This is a genomic window from Labrys sedimenti (genome assembly GCF_034424805.1).
In the GTDB taxonomy this organism is placed as follows: domain Bacteria; phylum Pseudomonadota; class Alphaproteobacteria; order Rhizobiales; family Labraceae; genus Labrys; species Labrys sedimenti.
The window spans coordinates 1-20653 of record NZ_JAXOUF010000024.1; the positions used below are offsets into that span (position 1 = coordinate 1).

18 protein-coding genes and 1 pseudogene are annotated in these 20653 nt (G+C 64.0%); 7 read left to right on the forward strand and 12 right to left on the reverse strand.

Features of this window, described 5'->3' with window-relative positions:
- A pseudogene (locus tag U1R88_RS31460) lies at positions 1-82 on the reverse strand (IS5/IS1182 family transposase); the annotation flags it as partial.
- A 582-nt stretch (positions 83-664) separates the two neighbouring features.
- Here U1R88_RS31460 and U1R88_RS31465 point away from each other — a divergent pair.
- The 6 genes from U1R88_RS31465 (at position 665) to U1R88_RS31490 (ending at position 8674) form a co-directional block, all read left to right on the forward strand.
- On the forward strand, positions 665-1171 hold the full coding sequence (locus U1R88_RS31465; protein WP_322434846.1) for an RNA polymerase sigma factor: 507 nt from the start codon (positions 665-667) through the stop codon (positions 1169-1171).
- A gap of 149 nt (positions 1172-1320) precedes the next feature.
- Entirely contained in the window at positions 1321-2283 is a 963-nt protein-coding gene (locus U1R88_RS31470) for a FecR family protein (protein ID WP_322434847.1), read from the forward strand.
- A 222-nt stretch (positions 2284-2505) separates the two neighbouring features.
- Positions 2506-4899, forward strand: coding sequence for a TonB-dependent siderophore receptor (locus tag U1R88_RS31475; RefSeq protein WP_322434848.1), 2394 nt, complete (start codon positions 2506-2508; stop codon positions 4897-4899).
- A 4-nt stretch (positions 4900-4903) separates the two neighbouring features.
- Positions 4904-5839: an ABC transporter substrate-binding protein gene (locus U1R88_RS31480; RefSeq protein ID WP_322434849.1), complete on the forward strand. Its 936-nt coding sequence runs from the start codon at positions 4904-4906 to the stop codon at positions 5837-5839.
- A complete protein-coding gene (gene fhuB / locus U1R88_RS31485) occupies positions 5832-7820 on the forward strand; it encodes a Fe(3+)-hydroxamate ABC transporter permease FhuB (protein ID WP_322434850.1) in 1989 nt (662 codons plus the stop codon). Before U1R88_RS31480 ends, fhuB begins: the two co-directional genes overlap by 8 nt.
- On the forward strand, positions 7775-8674 hold the full coding sequence (locus U1R88_RS31490; RefSeq protein WP_425545512.1) for an alpha/beta hydrolase: 900 nt from the start codon (positions 7775-7777) through the stop codon (positions 8672-8674). Before fhuB ends, U1R88_RS31490 begins: the two co-directional genes overlap by 46 nt.
- Here the strand turns inward: U1R88_RS31490 and ccoS are convergent.
- Genes ccoS through ccoN form a run of 8 tightly spaced genes read right to left on the reverse strand, consistent with a single transcriptional unit; the run spans position 8637 to position 15629 of the window.
- Positions 8637-8891 (reverse strand): cbb3-type cytochrome oxidase assembly protein CcoS, encoded by a 255-nt coding sequence (ccoS, locus tag U1R88_RS35745; protein WP_425545513.1) that lies wholly within the window; start codon positions 8889-8891, stop codon positions 8637-8639. The genes U1R88_RS31490 and ccoS overlap by 38 nt on opposite strands.
- Positions 8888-11137 (reverse strand): cation-translocating P-type ATPase, encoded by a 2250-nt coding sequence (locus tag U1R88_RS31500; protein ID WP_322434852.1) that lies wholly within the window; start codon positions 11135-11137, stop codon positions 8888-8890. Before U1R88_RS31500 ends, ccoS begins: the two co-directional genes overlap by 4 nt.
- On the reverse strand, positions 11134-11922 hold the full coding sequence (locus tag U1R88_RS31505) for a DUF2189 domain-containing protein (RefSeq protein WP_322434853.1): 789 nt from the start codon (positions 11920-11922) through the stop codon (positions 11134-11136). The genes U1R88_RS31500 and U1R88_RS31505 overlap by 4 nt, the downstream gene beginning before the upstream one ends.
- Positions 11923-11932: 10 nt before the next feature.
- Complete coding sequence (locus tag U1R88_RS31510; protein WP_322434854.1) at positions 11933-12154, reverse strand: hypothetical protein; 222 nt, start codon at positions 12152-12154, stop codon at positions 11933-11935.
- Positions 12151-13020: a cytochrome-c oxidase, cbb3-type subunit III gene (gene ccoP / locus U1R88_RS31515; RefSeq protein WP_322434855.1), complete on the reverse strand. Its 870-nt coding sequence runs from the start codon at positions 13018-13020 to the stop codon at positions 12151-12153. Before ccoP ends, U1R88_RS31510 begins: the two co-directional genes overlap by 4 nt.
- A gap of 3 nt (positions 13021-13023) precedes the next feature.
- Entirely contained in the window at positions 13024-13194 is a 171-nt protein-coding gene (locus tag U1R88_RS31520) for a CcoQ/FixQ family Cbb3-type cytochrome c oxidase assembly chaperone (protein WP_068281561.1), read from the reverse strand.
- Position 13195: 1 nt separating this feature from the next.
- Positions 13196-13951 carry a cytochrome-c oxidase, cbb3-type subunit II gene (gene ccoO, locus U1R88_RS31525; protein ID WP_322434856.1) on the reverse strand — a complete coding sequence of 252 codons (756 nt, stop codon included), beginning with the start codon at positions 13949-13951 and terminating at the stop codon, positions 13196-13198.
- Positions 13952-13955: 4 nt separating this feature from the next.
- The gene (ccoN, locus tag U1R88_RS31530; protein ID WP_322434857.1) at positions 13956-15629 is read right to left on the reverse strand and encodes a cytochrome-c oxidase, cbb3-type subunit I; all 1674 of its coding nucleotides are present in this window, start codon (positions 15627-15629) and stop codon (positions 13956-13958) included.
- A 250-nt stretch (positions 15630-15879) separates the two neighbouring features.
- Here ccoN and U1R88_RS31535 point away from each other — a divergent pair, with 250 nt between their 5' ends.
- Positions 15880-17967: a caspase family protein gene (locus tag U1R88_RS31535; protein WP_322434858.1), complete on the forward strand. Its 2088-nt coding sequence runs from the start codon at positions 15880-15882 to the stop codon at positions 17965-17967.
- A 62-nt stretch (positions 17968-18029) separates the two neighbouring features.
- Here U1R88_RS31535 and U1R88_RS31540 read toward each other — a convergent pair whose 3' ends face one another.
- Genes U1R88_RS31540 through U1R88_RS31550 form a run of 3 tightly spaced genes read right to left on the reverse strand, consistent with a single transcriptional unit; the run spans position 18030 to position 20636 of the window.
- On the reverse strand, positions 18030-18827 hold the full coding sequence (locus U1R88_RS31540; RefSeq protein WP_322434859.1) for a phosphodiesterase: 798 nt from the start codon (positions 18825-18827) through the stop codon (positions 18030-18032).
- 43 nt (positions 18828-18870) lie between these two features.
- Positions 18871-19695: an SDR family NAD(P)-dependent oxidoreductase gene (locus tag U1R88_RS31545; protein ID WP_322434860.1), complete on the reverse strand. Its 825-nt coding sequence runs from the start codon at positions 19693-19695 to the stop codon at positions 18871-18873.
- Positions 19692-20636, reverse strand: coding sequence for a bifunctional helix-turn-helix transcriptional regulator/GNAT family N-acetyltransferase (locus U1R88_RS31550; protein WP_322434861.1), 945 nt, complete (start codon positions 20634-20636; stop codon positions 19692-19694). Before U1R88_RS31550 ends, U1R88_RS31545 begins: the two co-directional genes overlap by 4 nt.
- Positions 20637-20653: the final 17 nt, after the last annotated feature.

Genomic DNA, 20653 nt, shown 5'->3' on the forward strand with positions numbered 1-20653 from the left:
GCGTCCGCTCGTCACCGATAATATGCGGCGAAATCCGGTCCCACTGATCGTCTCGAAGTATCAGGCGGTCCAAAACACCCATCGCTGCCTCCAAAAGACAGCTTTGAATCACATACCCGCACTCTTGGGAATCCCAAGAGTCCACAGCTCCTAGGGCAAAGCGAGTTCAAGACTGAACGCTTGCTTGCTCTAACTCTTTGGTTCGACGCGTCTTTGCGATTCCAGATGACCCCGTCCAATCGCAAAACGCTGTAGGAGCCTTCCCTGCAGCCGGGAATTCGAGGGGCCCGCACCAGTCTTTGCAAAGATGGACGGCACGACGGGCAAGCCACCAGATCCGCGTTGCCTCGTGGCCGCCCGACGGCATCAAGTCCAGGCATGGCTTGGAAATGGGCCGCGGGTTTGAAGAAGAACATCCCCCCGAATGTAGTTGGCGCACAGTCTAGAATCTGTATAAATTATTGTTATTGCGAGACAATTCAGAGGATGGCAAAGGGAATTGAGTTGTCCTCTTTGATTGGCTGTCGTCGTGCCTCAAGCCCTGCGCTTCTTCCTCCTCCGCTCCAGGACAGCCTGCCGGGATGCATGCAAACGGGTGTCGTCGCCGATCATGCCGCGAGACTGGATCGCAGCCAGGCAATTCGGCCTCGTGGAGGATTGCTAGATGGTGCTGGACATCCACACGTTGTTTCTGCGCCACGCCAAGGAGATCTCCAACACGCTGCGGCGTAGGGGCGTTACGGCCGACAATGCCGCCGACTTGACGCAGGAGACTTTTCTCAGGCTGCTTTCGGCGGACTCACATGCCGAGGTGCATCACGCCAATCCGCGAGCCTTGCTCCATCGCATCGCGCGCAATCTGCGCATCGATCAGCAGCGTCGTGAGCGATTGGTGCTCAAGGACGACCTCGCCGACGAGGCCTTCGCTGCGATCTCGGACGACAAACCGTTACCCGAGACCATCGTCATCGATCGCCAACGCCTTGCGATCGTCACGGCTGCGCTCGCGGACTTGCCGGACCGCACGCGCCAGGCTTTCCAGATGCATCGTCTGGGCGAAAAGACCATCAGTGAGATTGCCCAGGAACTCGGCCTGTCGACAACCAGGACCTGGACGCTGATCCGGGAAGCCTACCTTCATGTTCGGGCTCGGCTGCACGAGAAGGCCTAGGCAAACCAAAAGGCAATGCGGTCGCAACATGTGGCCGGGCGGCCGGCGTGCAGCTTTTTGTGCATTTGGAAAAATGTTTCCGCTCATCCGTTTGATTGATGTAGTCAGGGTGGCTGGCTGGTGCCCGCGCGCCTGCCCAAGGAACGTCAATGAACGAAACTTCCCCCCAGGAAGGTCGGCTGTTCGAAGAGGCGGCCGATCTCATGATCCGTCTGCAGAATGATCCGGGCAACCCGGTGTCCAGGCAGATGGTGAAGCGCTGGCGCGCCAGGGGCCCGGCCTATGAGAGGGCATGGCTCGAGGTTTCGGAAATCCATGGCCTGACAGGCAGGGTTCTTGCTCCAGCCCATCGGGTCGAACCGCGCTCCAAGCCGGGAATGACCCGCCGCAGCGTCGTGGCGGCGGGTGTGGCCGGGGCAGGGGCCTTGGCTGGCGGCTATCTCGCGCTGCCCGGCCTTGTCCTGCGCGCCAGGGCCGACCATCTCACTGGGACAGCCGAAATCCGCCGTATTGCGCTTCCCGACGGCGGTACGGCGACACTGGGCCCGGACAGCGCCATTGGCCTGCACTACGACGACCGCCGGAGAGAGGTTGCCTTGCTGGCAGGCATGGCATTTTTCGAGGTTGCCAAGGATCCCTCGCGCCCCTTCCGGGCCACGACCTCCGAAATGGCCGCGACCGCCCTCGGCACCGCCTTCGATCTCAGCAACGATGCCGGACTTGTTTCGGTTTCCGTGGAACATGGGTTGGTCGAGATAGATGTTCCCGGTTCAGGTCCCGCCGATGGCAACAGGCTGGCGGCCGGGCAATGGGCGACCTTCGACGAAGGCACCCGCCTTACCACGCGCGGCAACCGCGATGCCCGCCAGATCGGCGCCTGGCGCAGCGGCCAGATCCTGGTCGAAAACGAGCCGGTGCGGGCCGTCGTGGCGAAGATCGCGCGCTGGCAGGCGGGGCGCGTGGTGATCGCCGATGCAGGTCTTGCTACCAACCGCATCAGCGGCGTTTTCGATCCCGGCAATCCTTTGCGCGCCCTGGAAGCCGTGGTCCATCCCTTCGGGGGCCGCGTTCGTTCGCTCGGCCCCTACCTCACCGTGATATCGTCGGTCTAAAGCGTTTTCCAGAAAAGTTGATAGACTTTTCGATGAAGAAAACACGTCAAAACAAGGCGCTAGAGCCGAATGACGATTCGGAGCAAAGCCATCTTGCTCTAAAAAGCTTCGCAGAAGGGAGAAATTTCGCGGCCCCCATTCGTCTTCACTCAAGGGGCAGGCTTGCGACGCGGTCGTCGAGCCTTGCAGCCCCCTTGGTGTCGGTGAGTGAGGAGGTTGTCGATGGAATTGGCTCGAGGCTTGCGTGTGGGCCTGTCTGGCTGGGCGTTGAGTTCCGCCCTGATGGCTTCGAGCGTTATCGTCTCCATGCCGCTTCTTGTTCCGGCAAGCGCGCAGGCGGCACAGGTTCAATTCACCATTCCGAAGGGACCACTCAGCCAGGCCCTGGCAGCGTTCGGACGCCAAAGCGGCCTGCAGATAACCTATCTGCCCGCGATCGCACGGGACAAAACCTCACCCGGCATCGCCGGTTCGGCCACGCCGCAACAGGCGCTGTCGCGCCTGTTGCGCGGCACGGGCCTGTCCTACACCTTCACGAATTCGAGCACGGTTGCGATCACGGCGCCTATCGTCCGGGACGGAACGGCCAGCATCTCCGGTGCCATCGAGCTCGATCCTGTCGTGGTCGATGGCAATGGCGACGGCAGCACCGGTTACGTTGCCACGCGCAGCGTGGCAGGCACAAAGACAAACACCCCCCTGATCGAGACCCCGCAGTCGGTGACGGTACTCACCCGCAAGGAGTTGAACGATCGCAATATACAATCCCTGACGCAGGCCGTTGCCTACACCCCCGGCGTGCGCACGGAATCCGCGGGTTTCGACTCCCGTTACGACTCCTTCTCCATCCGTGGCTTCGACGTCACCTATAACGGCATCTATCGCGATGGGTTGCGCTTTCCGGGCGCCAACATGGCGGTCTTCAAGATCGATCCCTACAATGTCGAGAACATCTCGGTGCTGCGCGGTCCGAGTTCGGCTCTCTACGGATTGGGATCGCCCGGCGGACTGGTCGACGTCACCTCCAAGCTTCCCGTCGACAAGTCCTTTGGCGAAGTGGCACTGGAAGGCGGCAACAGGAACCACATCCAAGGCAATTTCGATGTCGGCGGGCCGCTCGATGCCCAGCAAACCTTGCTCTATCGCCTGACCGGAACCCTGCGGGACGGCAAGACGGCCAACGTCCTGGGTGGCGGCGATGACAAGCTGGCCAGCCTGGCGCCAGCCTTCACCTGGCGGCCGAACGACCAGACGACGCTGACCATCCTCGGTGAATATCTCCAGGCCAAGACACCCGCCGCCTTCCCGTATTACGAGTGGTTGGGTTCGCCTTCCAACCAATATTCGCAAAGCGATCCCGATTATAACAGCCTGGAACAGAAGCAATATCGCATCGGATATCAGTTCGAGCACAAATTCAACGACACCTTCACCTTCCGCCAGAAGCTCCGCTATGGCGGCGTCGACACGAAGGTGCGCTTCACCGGCATCAGCGAAATCGATGCAAACGCGATGGTCGCCAAGCGCTACACCGGCTATGTGCATGACAGGCTGAAGGCCCTGGCGGTCGATAACCAGCTGCAGGCCGATTTCTCGACCGGTCCCATCCAGCACAAAACCCTGGTGGGCCTGGATTATTCCAATCTCACGCTACGTAGCGGCCTCGGCTATGGAACGGCGCCCGATCTCGACCTGACCACGGGCGCCTCGCTGGGGGCATTCACCGATCCGCCCTTCAACACCTCCAACATGTCCCAAAGGCAGAACCAGCTCGGGCTCTACGTGCAGGAGCAGGCCAAATACGACAACTGGATCCTGACCCTGACTGGTCGGCAGGACTGGGTCCAGACCAAGACCTATGAGCGTATTGACAATTCCACCCAGCACGCCTCCGACAATGCCTTCACCGGGCGCGTGGGCCTGACCTATCTGTTCGACAATGGCCTCGCTCCCTATGTCAGCTATTCCACCTCCTTCAATCCCAATCTCGGTTCTGCCGATGGCGTTGCATTCAAGCCCACGACCGGCCGGCAGATCGAGGGTGGCGTCAAATACGCCCCCACCTGGTTCGACGGGATGTTCACCGCTTCCATCTTCGACGTCACGCAGGATGGCGGCATCGTGTCGATCCAAAATGTCTCGGTGCAGCGCGGCAAGATCCGCGGGCGCGGTGTCGAATTGGAGGCCGTGGCCAATCTCGGCGCCGGCTTCAGCCTGCGCGGCGCCTATACCTTCCTGGACCTGAAGACCATCACCGGCGATGTCGGCACCGTCGGCAAGGTGCCGACCGCGACGCCGCGCAACAGCTTCTCGACCTGGGTCGACTACCAGGCGCCCGGTGACATTGCCCTGGCAGGCTTCGGCGCCGGCTTCGGCCTGCGCTATATCGGCGAAAGCTACGGCGACGCCAAGAACACCTTCAAGAACGATGCGGTCGCGCTGGTGGACGCCAAGCTCAGTTACGACCTCGGACAGATCCGGCAAGGGTTAAAAGGCTGGGACGTGCAAGCCAATGCCCGCAACCTGTTCGACAAGAAATATGTCACCTGCGAGTCCGGTTTTTGTTACCAGGGCGCTCGTAGGGTGATGACCGCCAGCCTGCGCTATCGCTGGTGACGCCTTGCAGTTCGGCAAGGCTTCCTGTCTCTCGCCCAGCCGGCGGACCTTCCTGACCGGCGGGCTGGCCGCGCTCGCGTCTGGCCTTGGTTCCGCCTCGGCAGCGCCAACGGGTTTGCAATCGGCTCCTTATCCCACGCGCATTGTTTCGCTCGACGATGGCCTGACCGAAACCCTGCTCGGCCTGGGCGTGACGCCGATCGCCATGCCGCAGGTCGAAGCTTGGAACGACTGGGTGGTCGAACCACGCCTGCCGCCCGGCATCGTCGACCTGGGGACCGACCGTGAGCCCAATCTCGAACTTTTGACGCAGCTTGCGCCGGACCTCATCATCACGACGCCCTACCTGGCTGCGATCGAACCCGTGATGGCGCGTATTGCTCCCACACAGACCTTCTCCATCTACGCTCCGCCGGGGGGGCACCCCTATGAACTGAGCATCAAGGAGACACTCCGGCTTGGCGCCTTGCTTGGACGCGACAGCCAGGCACAGGCCCTGATTGCCAGGGGTGCGGCTACAATGACGCAACTGCGCTCCCGTTTTCGCAAGGCTGCCGACAGGCCGGTGCTGATCGTCAACTTCCTCGACGAGGGGCATCTGCGCATCTACGGCCAGCGCAGCCTGTTCCAGGATGTGATCGACCGCTGCGGCCTTGCCAATGGCTGGACGCCGCCGACCAACTATTGGGGCTTTTCCACCATCGGGCTGGAGGATCTGGCCGTCAGTCCTGAAAGCCGATTTTTCTATTTCGAACCGGTCGCCCCGGGCATCCTCCAAAGCCTCGAAACCAACCCCGTGTGGAACAGCCTGCCGTTCGTTCGCGCCGGGCGCATCCATCGTCTGCCTGCCGCATCGGCTTTCGGAATGCTGCCTTCCGCGATGCGCTTCGGCACGTTGCTGAGCAGCCATCTTGCAGATGTCGAAAACACCCATGGTTGAGACTGCACGTCATAGGGGAGCCACCGTTCTCACCGCGAGCCTGCTCGTTGCAGCGGGCGCCTTGAGCTGGTGGCACATTGCCGGATATTTGCCTGTGGGGTTTGGGCTCGACGCCTTGTGGGCAGGAAATCCCGCCGACACCGCACAGATGCTGCTCGCCTATAATTTCCTGCCGCGCCTCGTCGTCAGCCTCCTGTGCGGAGCCACGTTGGGCCTGGCCGGTGCGCTGTGCCAGCTTTCCTTGCGCAACCCCATCGCCTCTCCGACCACGCTCGGTATCGAGGCCGGGGCGAGCCTTGCCCTGAGCGTCGCGATGCTGTGGGCCCCGTGGCTGTTTGCCTTCGGGCGGGTCTGGCCGGCCCTGGCGGGCGGCATGCTGGCGGCGGGAAGCGTACTGGCCCTGTCGTGGCGGCTGGGCCTCGCCCCGATTTCCGTCATTCTGGCCGGGCTTGTGACAGGGCTTTTCTGCGCGGCCCTCGCGGCCATGCTGACCCTGTTCAAGACTGACTATCTCGCCGGGCTCTTCATCTGGGGCAGCGGCTCGCTCAGCCAGCAGGGTTGGACGGTGCCCGCCAAGCTCGCGCCCATCCTGCTGGCGGCCGCGCTGGCCGCCGGTTTGCTCGCGCGTCCCCTGGCGTTGCTGGGATTGGACGATGCCAAGGCACGAAGTCTCGGGCTTTCCGTTGCTACGGCAAGGCTGTGCGCGCTGGCACTTGCCGTCGTGCTCAGCGTCAATGTCGTTAGCGCGGTCGGTGTCATCGGTTTCGTCAGCCTTGCGGCTCCCGTGCTCGCTCGCGCCCTCGGTGCCCGGCGCGCGGGCCATCAACTGGCCTGGTCGACGGCGCTGGGGGCGGGCCTGCTGTGGCTCGTGGACCAGGCCGTGCAGTCGGCGGATGCTTTATCGGGCCTCAGCCTGCCGACGGGAGCCGTCACGGCCCTGCTCGGCGCGCCTCTTCTCATCGTCCTGCTCATGCAGCAAAGGAGCGTTCCGCTGGTGCCCCCGCCTGCCGCGGTGGAAAAGGCCTTGCTGACGTCCACGACCAGGAGCCGTCTCATTGCCCTCGGGCTTCTTTTGGTCATCCTCCTGGCGCTGTCCACGACGGTTGGGCGCGATGGCGATGGATGGCATCTGAGCCTCGGGCAGGAGCTCGACAGGCTTGTGGCGCTGCGCCTGCCGCGCGCGATCGCTGCCCTGGCCGCAGGCGTGATGCTCGGTTTGGCAGGGTGTCTGCTGCAGGGCCTGACAGGCAACCCGATGGCCGGCCCCGAGGTTCTGGGTGTCAGCGCGGGGTCGGCCTTCGGCCTTGCCATTGCGTTGTTCAGCCTGTCCACGGTCGGGCCGGGCATGCAATTGCTTGCAGCCTCGATCGGTGCCTTCGCCGCGCTGGCGGCCATCCTGGCCCTCGATCGCAAGGCGAGCCCCGACAGGGCTTTGATCGCGGGCATTGCGTTCGGCGCCATGTTCGATGCCGTGATCAACGTCCTGATGGCCGGCGGCGATCCGCGTGCGATGCTCCTGTTGAACTGGATGATGGGCTCGACCTATGCGGTGGACGCCACCGCGGCTCTCGTAAGCGTCACGGCGGCGCTGCTGCTCCTTGGCGGACTATTGCTGACCGCGAGAATGCTGGCCATCCTGCCGCTCGGCAGGGGCATGTCGTCGGCCCTCGGTCTCAATCCCACGCACAGCCATATCCTCACCCTGGCCCTGAGCGCCCTCCTTGCAGCCGCGGCGACCCTGATCGTCGGGCCGCTGAGCTTCATCGGGCTGATGGCGCCGCATCTGGCGCGCCGCCTCGGCATGCGCCGCGTCTCCGCGGAGCTGGTGGGGGCTGCCCTCGTCGGCGGGCTGGTGATGGTCGCCGCCGACTGGTTCGGCCGCACCATCGTCTTTCCACGGCAAATTCCTGCCGGATTGGCAGCATCCCTGATCGGATGCCCGTCCCTGATCTGGCTTCTAGCGCGAAGGTCACCATCGTGAGTACAGCAGCCCTTATCGCCGACACGATCCATTTCGATCTGGCTCCTGCGCCGGAAATGCCGCCCTATCGCATTTTCCTGCGCATTCCCAGGGAGGTGCCACCGCCCCAGGGCTGGCCAATCCTCTATTTCCTCGATGCCAATGCCATTGTCGGGACGGCGGTCGATATCATGCGCGTCCAATCGGCCTATCCGCGCGGCACCGGCATCATGCCCGGGGTACTGGTCGGCATCGGCTATCCGACGCCGGAAGCCTATGACAGCGTGCGCCGATCCTGGGACATGGGACCGCCGCCCGGCCAGACCTATCCGCCCCACACCGAGAGCGGCCCCGACGTGCGAACCGGGGGAGCCGACGAGTTCCTGACGTTCATCGAGGACGAACTCAAGCCCGTGATCGCGTCTCGAGCCCCGATCGACGGGAAGAGACAGGCCCTGTTCGGGCATTCCTTCGGCGGCCTGTTCGTCCTGCATGCTTTGTTCCGCAAGCCGGAAGCTTTCTCAGCCTGGATCGCGGCTAGCCCCGCAATCTGGTGGGAAGGAGCAGGGATCGTGGACGAAGCGAAACGTTTCGCGGCGCGGGCGGACGCGAAACCTCCGGGGCGCGTGCTGGTGATGGCCGGCGAGTACGAGCAGCGCCTGGCGCCCTTCCAGATCGGCGCCAGCGACGCGGCCGAGCGCGCGCGGAGCTATGAGGAAAGCCGGATTGTCGACAATGCGCGAGCCATGGCCGAGCGCCTGGCGAGCGTGCCGGGTCTCGCTGCATCCTTCCACCTGCTGGTAGGCGAAAACCACATGTCGGTCCTGCCTGGCTCCGTCAATCAAGCGATCCGCCTGGCGTTCGGTCCATCCTGAGCCCCGCGGAACGTGCAACGGAGCCTTTCGCCTCCAGGCTCCCCAGGCGCAACGGGGCGGAGCCTGCCGCGGGTCTGTCGTCGTCATGGAAGAGAATGCGCTCGCCGGCCCCATCGAGATCGTCGTACTGGTCGCTGCTCATCGACCAGAAGAAAGCGCCCAACGCGGCTGCGCCGAGGATGAGCGCGATCGGGACGAGGAAGACGAGGCTGTTCATTTTGCCGTCACCATGCGCAGGCGTTCGCTGCGCGTCGAGGTCACCTCTTCGACCGTTCGGCCGGTAGGGCGAAGACGAAGCGCGTTGGCAACGACGATGATCGACGAAACGGACATGGCGAGCGCGGCCAGCAAAGGCGTGACATAGCCGGCCATGGCGACAGGGATGGCGAGCGCATTGTAGCCGATGGCGATCGCGAAATTCTGCCGAACCAGGCGGCCGGCCTTGTGCGCGATGTCGAGGGCCGCGGGAATGGCGGCGAGGCTGTCGTAGAGAAAGACGAAATCGGCTGCGCTACGTCCGATGTCCGCCGCGGTCGCGGGGGCCATCGAGACATGAGCGGCCGACAGGGCAGGGGCGTCGTTGAGTCCATCCCCGACCATCAGCGTACGGCGCCCCTCGGCCTTTGCCTGGGCGAGACGGGCCACCTTGTCACCCGGCATCAGGCCGGCTGCGAAATCCTTGATGTCCAGGGCCTTGGCGATGCCGGCAACGGCACTCGATCTGTCCCCGGACAGGATCTCGACGGACAGCCCCGCATGGCACAGGCGCTTCACCGTCTCGACAGCTCCCGGGCGCAAGGTTTCCGCGATCTCGAAGCGGGCAATCTCCTTGCTATTGCATGAGAGAACGGTGCCATCCGGGGCACTCTGCGCATCGAGAGCCCAGCTGGCCCGGCCCAATCTATAGCGTTGGCCGTCGAGAATGGCTTCGAGGCCGAGCCCGGCCTCCTCGCTCACTTCGGAGAGATCGGCTCGCCGTCCCGCGGTGTCCGAGGCCGCGATGGCGATGGCCTGCGACACCGGATGGTTCGAATGCCGGGCCAGCGCGCCCGCGATCTCCAGGGCTCCGGGAGATACGCCGCGAAGATCGATGCGAGGCGTTCCGATGGTCAACGTCCCGGTCTTGTCGAAGCAGACGGCCTCGATCTCGGCGAGGCGTTCGATGGCCGATCCATCCTTCATCATGATGCCGGCGTCGAACAGGCGGCGCGCGGCGACAACCTGGACGATGGGAACGGCGAGGCCGAGGGCGCAGGGGCAGGTGATGATCAGCACGGCAATGGCGATGCTGGTCGCGTTGTGCCAGTCCCCGCTTACGGCCATCCAGCCCAGGAAGGTCAGGAAGGCGGCCAGATGCACCACCGGCGAGTAGAGGCGGGCCGCCCGGTCGGCGATCCTGCGGTAACGCGCCCGCCCGTCTTCGGCGGCCTCCATCAGGCGTGTCATCTCCGCGAGAAAGGAGTCTCGCGCATGGGCCGTGGCGATGAACCTGACGGGAGCACCCAGATTGAGCGCGCCGGCCTGGACGAAGGAGCCGGCTGCCACCGCTACCGGCATGCTTTCTCCTGTCGCCAGGGCACAATCCAGGCTGGAGGTTCCGGACACGATCCGCCCGTCCACCGGTACGCGGTCGCCGACAGCGAGGATGATCGTCATGCCCGGCTCGACCTCGCCGATGGGCAGGTAGTCGCGGCTTCCGTCGGAACGCTCGACGGTCGCGCCGCGGGGAGAGAGCCGCAGCAAGGAACCTATCACGCCCCGCGCGCGCTGGCGCATGGCATGGTCCAGGGTGCGGCCGATCAGCAGGAAGAAGATCAGGCTTGTCGCGGCATCGAAATAGGCCTGGTGGCCATGGTGCAGCGTATCATAGAGGCTGAGCCCGAAGGCAAGCGTGATGCCGATGCTGATCGGCACGTCCATATTGGTGCGGCCATGCCTCAATGCGGCCCAGGCCGAGCGGTAGAAGACGCCGCCGGAATAGAGCAGGGTCGGCAAGGCCAAGGCTGCCGATATCCAATGGAAGGCCTGCCGGGTTTCCGCCTCGGCCCCGGACCAGATCGAGACCGACAGCATCATGATGTTCATGGCCGTAAAGCCCGAGACGGCCAGGGCGCGGATCAGATAGGCCATTTCCGGATCGAAGCTCCGTTCCTCGGCCTCGTCGAGATGCGCCTTGTAGCCTACAGCCGCGAGGGCGCCGATCATATCGGGCGGCGCCGTGCCGCGCCAGGTGACGGCGACGCGGCGGGTGGTCAGGTTGGCGCGGGCGCGTTCGACTTGGGGAAGCCGCGAAAGCGCGTCCTCGACGCTCTGGATGCAGGCGCCGCAATGCATGCCGGGAACGGACAGACTGGTTTGCCGGGATCCGTTGCCCAGATCACGGCTGGCCAGCGCGATCTCGTCCTGGGAACTCGCCCGCCCGATGGCGGCGGTGAGCTCGACGCCATGTGCACAGCAGCTCATTCGATGGCCCGGTAGCTGTGCCAGGTCGCGTGGCCGAGCAATGGGAAGATCACGATCAGCCCCAGCATTCCCGTCGCGAGGCTGGCTAGAAAGAGAGCCAGAACGATGGCACCCCACATCAGCATGACCGGCAGGTTGCGGAACACCATGGAGATCGAGGTGCCCATGGCCGTGAAGGCATCGACGGGCTTGTCGAGCAGCATGGGAATGGAGAAGGTGCTGATGGCGAAAGCGAAGGCGGCGAAGAGGCCGCCGACGGCGGTGCCCGTCAGCAGCATGGCCCAGCCGATGGGCGTGGTGAACAGCATTTCGGCGACATGGTCGAGACCCGGGAAAGGGCGGTAGCCGAAGAACAGGGCGTAGATGATGACGGCCGCCCGCATCCAGACCAGCATGAGCAGGCACAGGATCGCCCCGGTATAGAGCACCTGGCCGCCGGATCGGGCCTTGACGAACATCATGCTGGAGAGCGTGAACGGGCTGCCGGTTTCGATGGCACGGCTCTTCTCATAGAGACCGATGGCCAGCAACGGGCCGAGCACCATGAAGCCGGCCAATGCCGGGAAGAGGATATAGTCGAGCCCGAGTGCGCCGAGTGCCCACACGATGGCGATCGAAACCGCGAAGACGACAAGGCCATAGGCCAGGCTGGGACCGGGCCGACGGGTGAGGTCGCGCCAGCCGGCGGCGAGCCAGCCGAACGCCGCGGATGCCGGCAGATGCCGCCGGCGCCTTTCCGCAGCCGAGGGCAGGATGGTTTCGAGGTGGCCGTTGGAACGTATCATGGAATCCCCCTCAGCATGAGGATTGGGCGGCGCCGAACGAACCCGCATTGCGTGCATCGCCCGTTGCCTTGTCATGGGCGACGCAATCCGGTCGCGAGGCGAAAGCCACGTAGATCAGATGCGCATTGGCACCGACGAATACCGCGACGATCAGCGCGCTCAGCATGATCGCCGCCAGGCGCCAGGGGCGGGCACCAGGGCGGAGCTGCGAGCCGGTCGATCGCCCGGTCATGGCTTGGCCGCCTCGAGCGTCGAGACATAGAGCGCCAGGATCTTGCGATTGGTCTCCGACAGGCGCCCTTCCCACTGCGGCATGTATCCCTGCCGGCCGGCATAGATCGTGGCGTAGAGGGCCTGGCTGTCACCGCCATAGATCCAGAAGTGATCGGTCAGATCCGGAGCCCCCACATCCGTCTTGCCTTTCGCGTTGGCGCCGTGGCACGCGACGCAATTGGCGGCGAACACCTCTTGCCCCGCCTTGATCAGCGCGGCGTTGCCCTGCTTGCCGGAAAGCGACTGCACATAGGCGACGACATCCTCGATCTTTGCCGCATCGAGTACGTGCTGGCGGCCGAAGGCCAGCATCTGGGAAACCCTTGTATCGGGATGGCTCGAATTGATGCCGATGCGAATGGTCTCGGCAATGGTTTCGGGCGAGCCGCCCCACAGCCAGCTCTTCGATGTCAGATTGGGGAAGCCGGGACCGCCGGTCGCCTTGGCGCCGTGGCAGGCCGCGCAATTGTCGCGAAAGAGGGTCTGGCCGGTTTCCCTGACCTTCTGCATCAGCGCGGGATCGGCCTCGATTGCGGCGAAGTCCTTGGAGGCGATCTCCGCCTCCCAACTGCTGCGCTCGACGGCCGCCTGCTTGACCTGGTCGGTCACCAATTGCTGCTGGTCGATTCCAAGCAGGCCCTTGGTATAGGTCGTGACCAGCGGAAAGGCCGGGTAGAGCAGCCAGCAGATTAGCGAAAATGCAAAACCGAGGGCCAGAAAGACGAGCACCACCTTTGGCACCGGGGTGTCTAGTTCCTCGATGCCGTTCCATTCATGGCCGGTCGTCATGCGACCGGTGACGCTATCGCGTTTGCCTTCCTGCATGGCTCACCGTCCCGGCCGATCGGTCGTATCGAGGATGCTGCTTGCGGCCCTGTCGAATTCCGCCTTCTTGCCCGGCCACAGGGCGTAGATCGTGACCGCGATAGAAAGCCCGACGAGGTAGAAAAGGCCCCAGCTTTTGGAAAAGGCGACGACGCTCTGGTGATCGAAATCCATCTCACTTCTCCGCGACGGTCGGCGCCGGCTGCTTCGCGCCAGCCGTCGGCTTGTAGGGAATGTCGGTTTGCCGGCCGAGGATCTGCAGATAGGCGACCAGCGCATCCATTTCGGTCAGCTCGCCCGGATTGCCGTCGAAATCCCGGACATTGGTGGCCTCGCCATAGCGCTCCTTCACGCCGGTGGAGGCGTCGGCATCGGGAGCAGCCTGGCCATAGGCGTCCGCCGTCGCGTTCTTGACCATGGCGTCTGTATAGGGAACGCCGACCTTGCGCTGGGCGGCGAGATTGAGCGAAAGGCCGTCGATCTTCAGGGCGTTGGTTGCCAGCCAGCCATATCTAGGCATGACCGACTCCGGCACCACGGTCCGAGGGTTGATGAGATGGGCCACGTGCCAGGCATCCGAATATTTGCCGCCGAGACGGGCGATATCGGGGCCGGTGCGCTTGGACCCCCACAGCATCGGGTGGTCGTATTTCGACTCCACCGCAAGCGAGTAGGGGCCGTAGCGCTCGACTTCGTCGCGCAAGGTGCGGATCATCTGGGAATGGCAGGCATAGCAGCCTTCGCGGATGTAGATATCGCGCCCTGCCAGTTCCAGCGGTGTGTAGAGGCGCATGTCCGGCGCCTTCTCGACCGTCTGATCGATGGTGAAGAGGGGAGCGATCTCGATGAAGCCGCCGATCGACGAGACGACGAGGATGGCAGCCAGGAAGGCGATGGAGTTGCGCTCGAGCTTGCGGTGAATTTCAGGCATGTCGTTACTCCGCCGGCATCGAGGCAAGGCTGGGCACATCTTGGGCCGGCACGTCTTGGGCCGGCACGTCCTGTTCGCCGCTGCGCCCGGCTTCGGCCTGGCTTGCGCGAATGGTCATCCAGACATTGAGGGAGCCCACCACTGCGCCGGCCAGGAAGAACAGGCCGCCAATGGTGCGTGCGATGTAGTAGGGATGCATCGCGACCAGGCTTTCGATGAAGGAATATTGCAGCGTGCCGCTGTCATTGTAGGTGCGCCACATCAGGCCCTGGATGATGCCCGAATTCCACATGGCGAAGACGTAGATGATGGTGCCGGAGAGGGCGAGCCAGAAATGCAGCTCGATGAGCTTGGGCGACCACATGGCCTCGCGCTTCCACATCCAGGGTACCAGCGCGTAGATCGAGCCGAAGGTGATCATCGCCACCCAGCCCAGCGCCCCGGCATGCACATGGCCGATGGTCCAGTCCGTATAGTGCGACAGCGCGTTGACGGGACGGATCGCCATGAACGAGCCTTCGAAGGTCGACAGGCCGTAGAAGACGGCGGCGACCATCATGAAGCGCAGCGTGGCGTCGTCGCGGACCTTGTGCCAGGCCCCGTTCAGCGTGGCGAGCGCATTGCCGGCAGACGCCCAGGAGGGGACCAGCAGCATCACCGAAAAGGTCATGCCGAGGGTCTGCACCCAGTGGGGAAGGGCGGTGTAATGAAGGTGGTGCGAGCCCGCCCACATATAGAGGAAGGTGATGCCCCAGAAGCTGATGATCGAAAGCCGGTAGGAGAAGATCGGCCGGCCGGCGCGCTTGGGCAGGTAATAATACATCATGCCCAGGAAGCCGGAGGTCAGGAAGAAGGCCACCGCATTGTGGCCGTACCACCACTGCGTCATGGCATCCTGCACGCCCGAGAACAGCGAGTAGCTCTTGGTCGAGCCGAGGGAAAGCGGCACGGCGAGGTTGTTGACGATATGCAGCACCGCCACGACCAGGATGAAGGCCATGTAGTACCAGTTGGCGACGTAGATATGCGGCTCCTTGCGGCGTGCCAGCGTGCGGATGAAGATCGAGAAGTAGACGACCCACACGACGACCAGCCAGAGATCGGCATACCATTCCGGTTCGGCATATTCCTTCGATTGGGTCACGCCCATCAGGTAGCCCGTGGCGGCGACGATGCAGAACAGATTGTAGCCGAGCAGCACGAACCAGGGGCTGACCTGGTCCGGCAACCGGGCGCGCGAGGTGCGCTGCAGGACGTGGAAGGAGGTCGCGATCAGAGCATTGCCGCCGAAGCCGAAGATGACCCCGCTGGTATGGACGGGGCGAAGCCGGCCGAAGCTCGCCCAGGCGGCATCGAAGGTCAGGTCCGGCCAGGCCAGGAGGGCGGCCACCCACACCCCGACGAACATGCCGACGACGGCCCAGATCATGGTGAGGACGATGCCGACCCGGATGGGATCGTCATAATATTCCTCCAGCTGCGAAGCCGGCGGCTCGGGATCGAAGTAATGCCCGATCAACGCGAAGATGAAGCCCAGGGCCGCGACCAGCACGATGAAGCCGTGGACCCCCAGCGGCTCGCCGCGGCCGCCGATCGCCATCGCCAGGCCGAAGACGCCAAGCAGGACTACAATCGCCAGGGAAAGCTGGCGTTCGCTCAAGGTGAGGCGGGAGATCATGCCATCGGCTCCATCGGCCTTCCACTCCGTTGCCGGACCGACGGGTCAGGCTCGAGGATTGACGATTGGCAGATCGCTGGCTGTGCTCCCTTGATGTAGATCAAGGTCGAGGCGGGGAAATGGGCCGGTTCACAGGATTGAAGTTTGATCGCGGCGTTGATCGGTGGTTCGAGAAGGGGCGGCTGGAAGAGGCGGTTCAATTCCGGCTATAGAACGTCGGGGGCCTCACGCCATCGATCGACTGCAGAAAATGCCCAACCTGCTCATCCGCCTCAGCCTGCTTGTATGGATCCTGCTGCAATTCGGTATCATCGAGAGAGCCAGCGCGGCCGCGCCCGAGGCGGGCGTCTGCCGTGAGATTCCGGCGGGTCGCGACAGCGGCGACAAGCGCGTGGCGCTGGTCGTGGGCAATGCGGCCTATCGGCATGGCCTGCCGGCGCTCGCCAACCCCGCCAACGATGCCGCTGCGGTCGCCAGGACATTGAGCAGGCTTGGCTTCGATGTTCTCCTCGTCACGGATGCTTCGGACAGGCAATTGCAGGCCTGCCTGGCGCGCGCCAGTGCCCGGATGTCGCAGGCCGCCATCGGCCTGTTCTATTACTCGGGCCATGGCATCCAGATCGATGACGAGAATTATCTCGTCGCTCTGAATGCGCGGGCGGGAAACCTCAAGACGGGCTTCGTGCCCGTGCAGCCGATCGTCGACGAGATCCAGCGTCGGGCCGCCGCGACACTCGTGTTCCTCGACGCCTGCCGGAACAATCCGCTGGCGCCCAGGGGGCGGGAAGGCCTGTCGGTATCCACGGGCCGCGGCATTCAGGTCGTGGCAAGCAAGGCGCCCGTCCCGAAGCCCGCAGCGCCGCAGGCGCGCGGCCTGATGGTGGCCTATTCGACCTCGCCCAACTCGGTCGCCGTGGATGGCGACGGCGACCTCAGCCCGTTTACGGATGCCTTCATTCGCAAGGTTCTCTCGCCCGGCTATTCGATACAGCGGGTGATGAGCGAGGTGACGAACGCCGTCGGCGAGCAGACGACATGGGCCCAGACTCCTTGGATGAAGTCCTCGCTCACCCGCGAGCTCAAGCTCGACGGTGAGCAGACTTTGGCAGAGGCCCAGGCGGTGTCGCAAAACTGGGCGAACCTGTCGCTGAAGCTCCTCTGGACGCATGAGGGCCGGCAGGCCGCGCTGGTTGCCGCCTTGAAGGGATTGCCGGCCGAGCCCAGCGAGGCGACACTCAGGGCATTTCCTGATGCCTATCTCGCCGTCTTCTCCGCCATGCATGCCAGCATGTCGAAACTGCCCGTGAACGGCTTGCCCCTTGGCGATATCCACGGCGATCAGGTCGCGGTGTTGCGCCTGCTCGAGAACGGTGCCTCGAGCCTGGAGCTCTGGTCCCAGTCACGCCAGGTTCTTCTGCGTCCGGTGCAGCAATATCCCGCAAACGAGGCCCATGGCGCCAGGTTCAGTCCCGACGGCACCCTTCTGCTGAGCTACGGCAACGGAACGGTGGCGGGATGGGACGTGGCCACGGGCGTCAAGCGTTTCGAGACCGTGGTTGCACATGAGGCTGCCGGCGGCCTGCTCGGCCAGCGCAAATGGGTCTTCGATGTCGGCTTCAGTCCCGATGGGTGCTTCTTCTATGTAACGGCCACCGACGAGAAGATCCTGCAGATCCTCGACGCCCGCACGGGCAATGTCGTCGAAGCCTTCGACGGCGCCGCGTTCGCGCCCGTTGCAGACGTCACCCAGTCTCCTGCGGTGAAGTATATAGGCGAAGACAAGTTGCTTCTGCTGCTGACGTCCAGCCAGCAGCCCGAACGGCCGGTGATTGCGACCTATGATCTGAAAGAGCATCGGTTGGCGCTGATCGATCATGTTTCCGCGAAGTCGGTGACACATTTCGGTTATGACCCCGCGGGGCGCTACGTCGCTCTCACGATCATGCCCGACAATGGCTTCAGCGGACAGGCCGACTTCATGGTCTGGGATATCCGTTCCAAGAAGAAGGTCTTGTCCGCCAAGGGCATGGTGATGGACGTCTCCTTCGATCCGACGGGGCGCTTCGTGCTTGCGAGCGCCGGAACGTCATCGACGGTGTATGACCTTTCCGACGGCAAGGAGACCAGTGTGGCGGCAATACCATCCGGGTTTCGGGCTATGCCTGGCTATATTGCCTCGTCCACGGGGCTGTCGCCCGTGGTGATGCCGTCTGGTCCCTGGTTTTCCTGGGATCTGCCCTATGGACGGGCGCTCGTCGACCTGGCCTTTTCGACGCTGCCCGCGGAACAGCAGGCGCGCGTGGCCCAGGAACGGGTTTCATACGTGGGAAATGACTGAGTAAGCGCGTTCGGGCGCGAATAGCCGCTTGTCCTCATTGGTCGGTTCGGTCCGACTTGCGCTCAGAAGAAGGGCAGCGGTCCGGGGAAGTTTCCGATCGGTACCCAATGGGTCAGCAGGCCGTGCCCGGGCCGCCAATGATGCAGCAGGAAAGCCGGCGGCTCGACATAGGAGGCCGGGATGGAGTCTTCCGCGAGGCGGAGCGCGATGGAGGTCGTGGTGCTCGGCGCGGTCACGAGCATGGTTCCGGCGAACCGCACCTGCATGAAACGATGGACATGCCCGCACAGGACGCGTTCGATGTTGACGTGGCGAAGCAGGAGCTCGGCCAGCCGCTCGCCACCAAGGCATTTATAGGCGTCGATGAAATGGATGCCGCTATCGATCGGCGGCTGGTGCATCAGGATGACGGTCGGCTGGTCCGGGCATTTGGTCAGCGCCTGCTCGAGCCAGAAGAGCGCTGCGTCATCGACGTCGCCGTGATGCTGGCCGGGAACGGTGATGTCGAAGCCGATCACACGCACCGGCCATCGCGCGCCCGTATCAAAATGGAGCGGGCCCGCTGCCGTCATATGCCCTGCTTTACGAAAACAGGCCCTGAACGCTTCGCGCTCGTCATGGTTTCCCGGGATCGCATAGACGGGCTGGCGCAGTCTGGCCAGGGCATGCCGGACGGTCTCATATTCCGCTTCGGTGGCTTCATCGACCAGATCGCCGCCGATAATCACGATGTCCGGCTCCGGCCTGAGTGCGCTGAGCGTTTCGATCGCCAGATCGAACATCGAATTGGAGTCCACCAGTCCCTGATAGAGGTGACCTTTTTCCCGCAGGTGGAGATCCGACAAATGGGCGATCAGCACTCTATAACCTCATCAAAAGTCGCGGTACGTCCTATGGCCCTTCTCAGCCGGCCAGGAAGCCACCATCCGCACTGAGCACATGGCCGACGATATAGCCCGCCTCGTCCGAGAGCAGCCAGACGACGGCAGCGGCGATTTCCTCCGGATGGCCCATGCGCCGAAGCGGCAGTCCGGCGGCGACACTCCGCATGTCGGCGATGCCGGAGGACAGCATCATGTCCGTGACCACCCGGCCTGGCGCAATAGCATTGATCCTGATTCCCTTCGGAGCATATTCCATCGCCGCGGCGCGCGTCAGCGCAATGGCGGCTGCCTTGGAGGCCCCATAGAGCGACAGACCGGGATTTGGGTTTCGGATCCCGCTGACGCTGGTGTTGTTGACGATCGCGCCGCCGCCCGAGGCAAGGAGCGATGCAATCTCATGTCGCATGGCGTGGAAGATAGCCCGCACATTGGTATCGAATACCTGGGCGTAGACGCTATCGGTCTGCTCTGCGAGCGGTGCGCGTCTCTCCTGGAAGCCGGCATTGTTGAACACGGTATCGACGCGGCCGAACCGTCGCATCATCTGTTCCATCAGCCTGGCGAGATCGGCTTCTTGCGTGACGTCGGCAGGGATGAACAGACTCTCGACGCCCGAGCACTGCAGTTCTTCCTCGAGCCTGATGCCGAGCTCCTGCCGCCGGCCGGCGACCACCACGGTGGAGGCGCCTTCCCGTGCCATGCGCAGCGCAGTCGCGCGGCCAATGCCGCTGGTCGCACCGACGACGAGGCAGATGCGCCCGGCAAGCCGTTCGGCCGCTGCGTGAATCGGAGGCGGGCCGGCGAGGTCGGTCAGCGCAGCGGGCGTCGTCTCAGTCGACGTCATGGGCGGCGCCTCACGAAACGCTGCTCCAGCACCTCGCTGCCCCATTGCCTGCCGGAGCGCTCTTCGACACAGACGAAACCATGCGCCTCATAGAGATGCCGCGCTGCCGCAAGACCGGCAAAGGTCCATAGATGGGTCTCCTCGAACCGGTTCTCGTCCGCGAAGTCGAGCGCAGCCGAGAGCAGGCGGCGGCCGGTCCCCCCGCCACGCACCGCCCCTTCCACGATGAACCAGCGCAGATGCGCGATGCCGGATCCCAGATCCTCGCCATCAATGGCGATGGAGCCTATGACCCCGTCGTCACGGATGGCGGACCAGACATCGTTGCCGGGTCTGGCGAGGCGGTCACAGAAATCGGCGAGGCCGCCGGCGACGACGGATTCGAAGGCTTGGCCGAAGCCCGATGCGCGCGCGTAGTAAAGCGCGTGCATTTCGGTGATGCGGGCTATCAGCCCAGGCCGATAGCCCGTGACGATGCGAACCGGCGGCACGGGGGCGTACCCGGCCGATTTTGCGGCGAGGGACCCGGCGTAGAGGCGAAGGCCGTCCAGGACAGTGGTACATTGTTCGGGCGACAGACGATGCAAGGCACGTTCGACCTGCTCCCGGGCGAAGGCGTGAATGGCCGCAACGCGCCTTCGGCCCGCGGCGCTCAGGGAGAGTTTCCTTTCCCGCCCGTCCTGGTCCCCCGGCTCCTCGAGGACGTCGCCGGAAAGGATGAGCTTGCGCAGCATGCGACTGACGCTGGACTTCTCCAGACGCAGGATTTCGCTGAGAATCCGCGCGGTGATGCCCTCATGCGCCTCGATTTCCAGCAGGGCGTGGACGGCGGAGGGCGAGAGCTCCGTTCCGGCCAGAGACTCGTTCATGAAGCCGAGTTCGCGGACGAGCTGGCGAGAGGCCTCTCGCACGGGCTCGATGATGGACGAGGGCTCGGACATGATGGTGGGCCTTATTT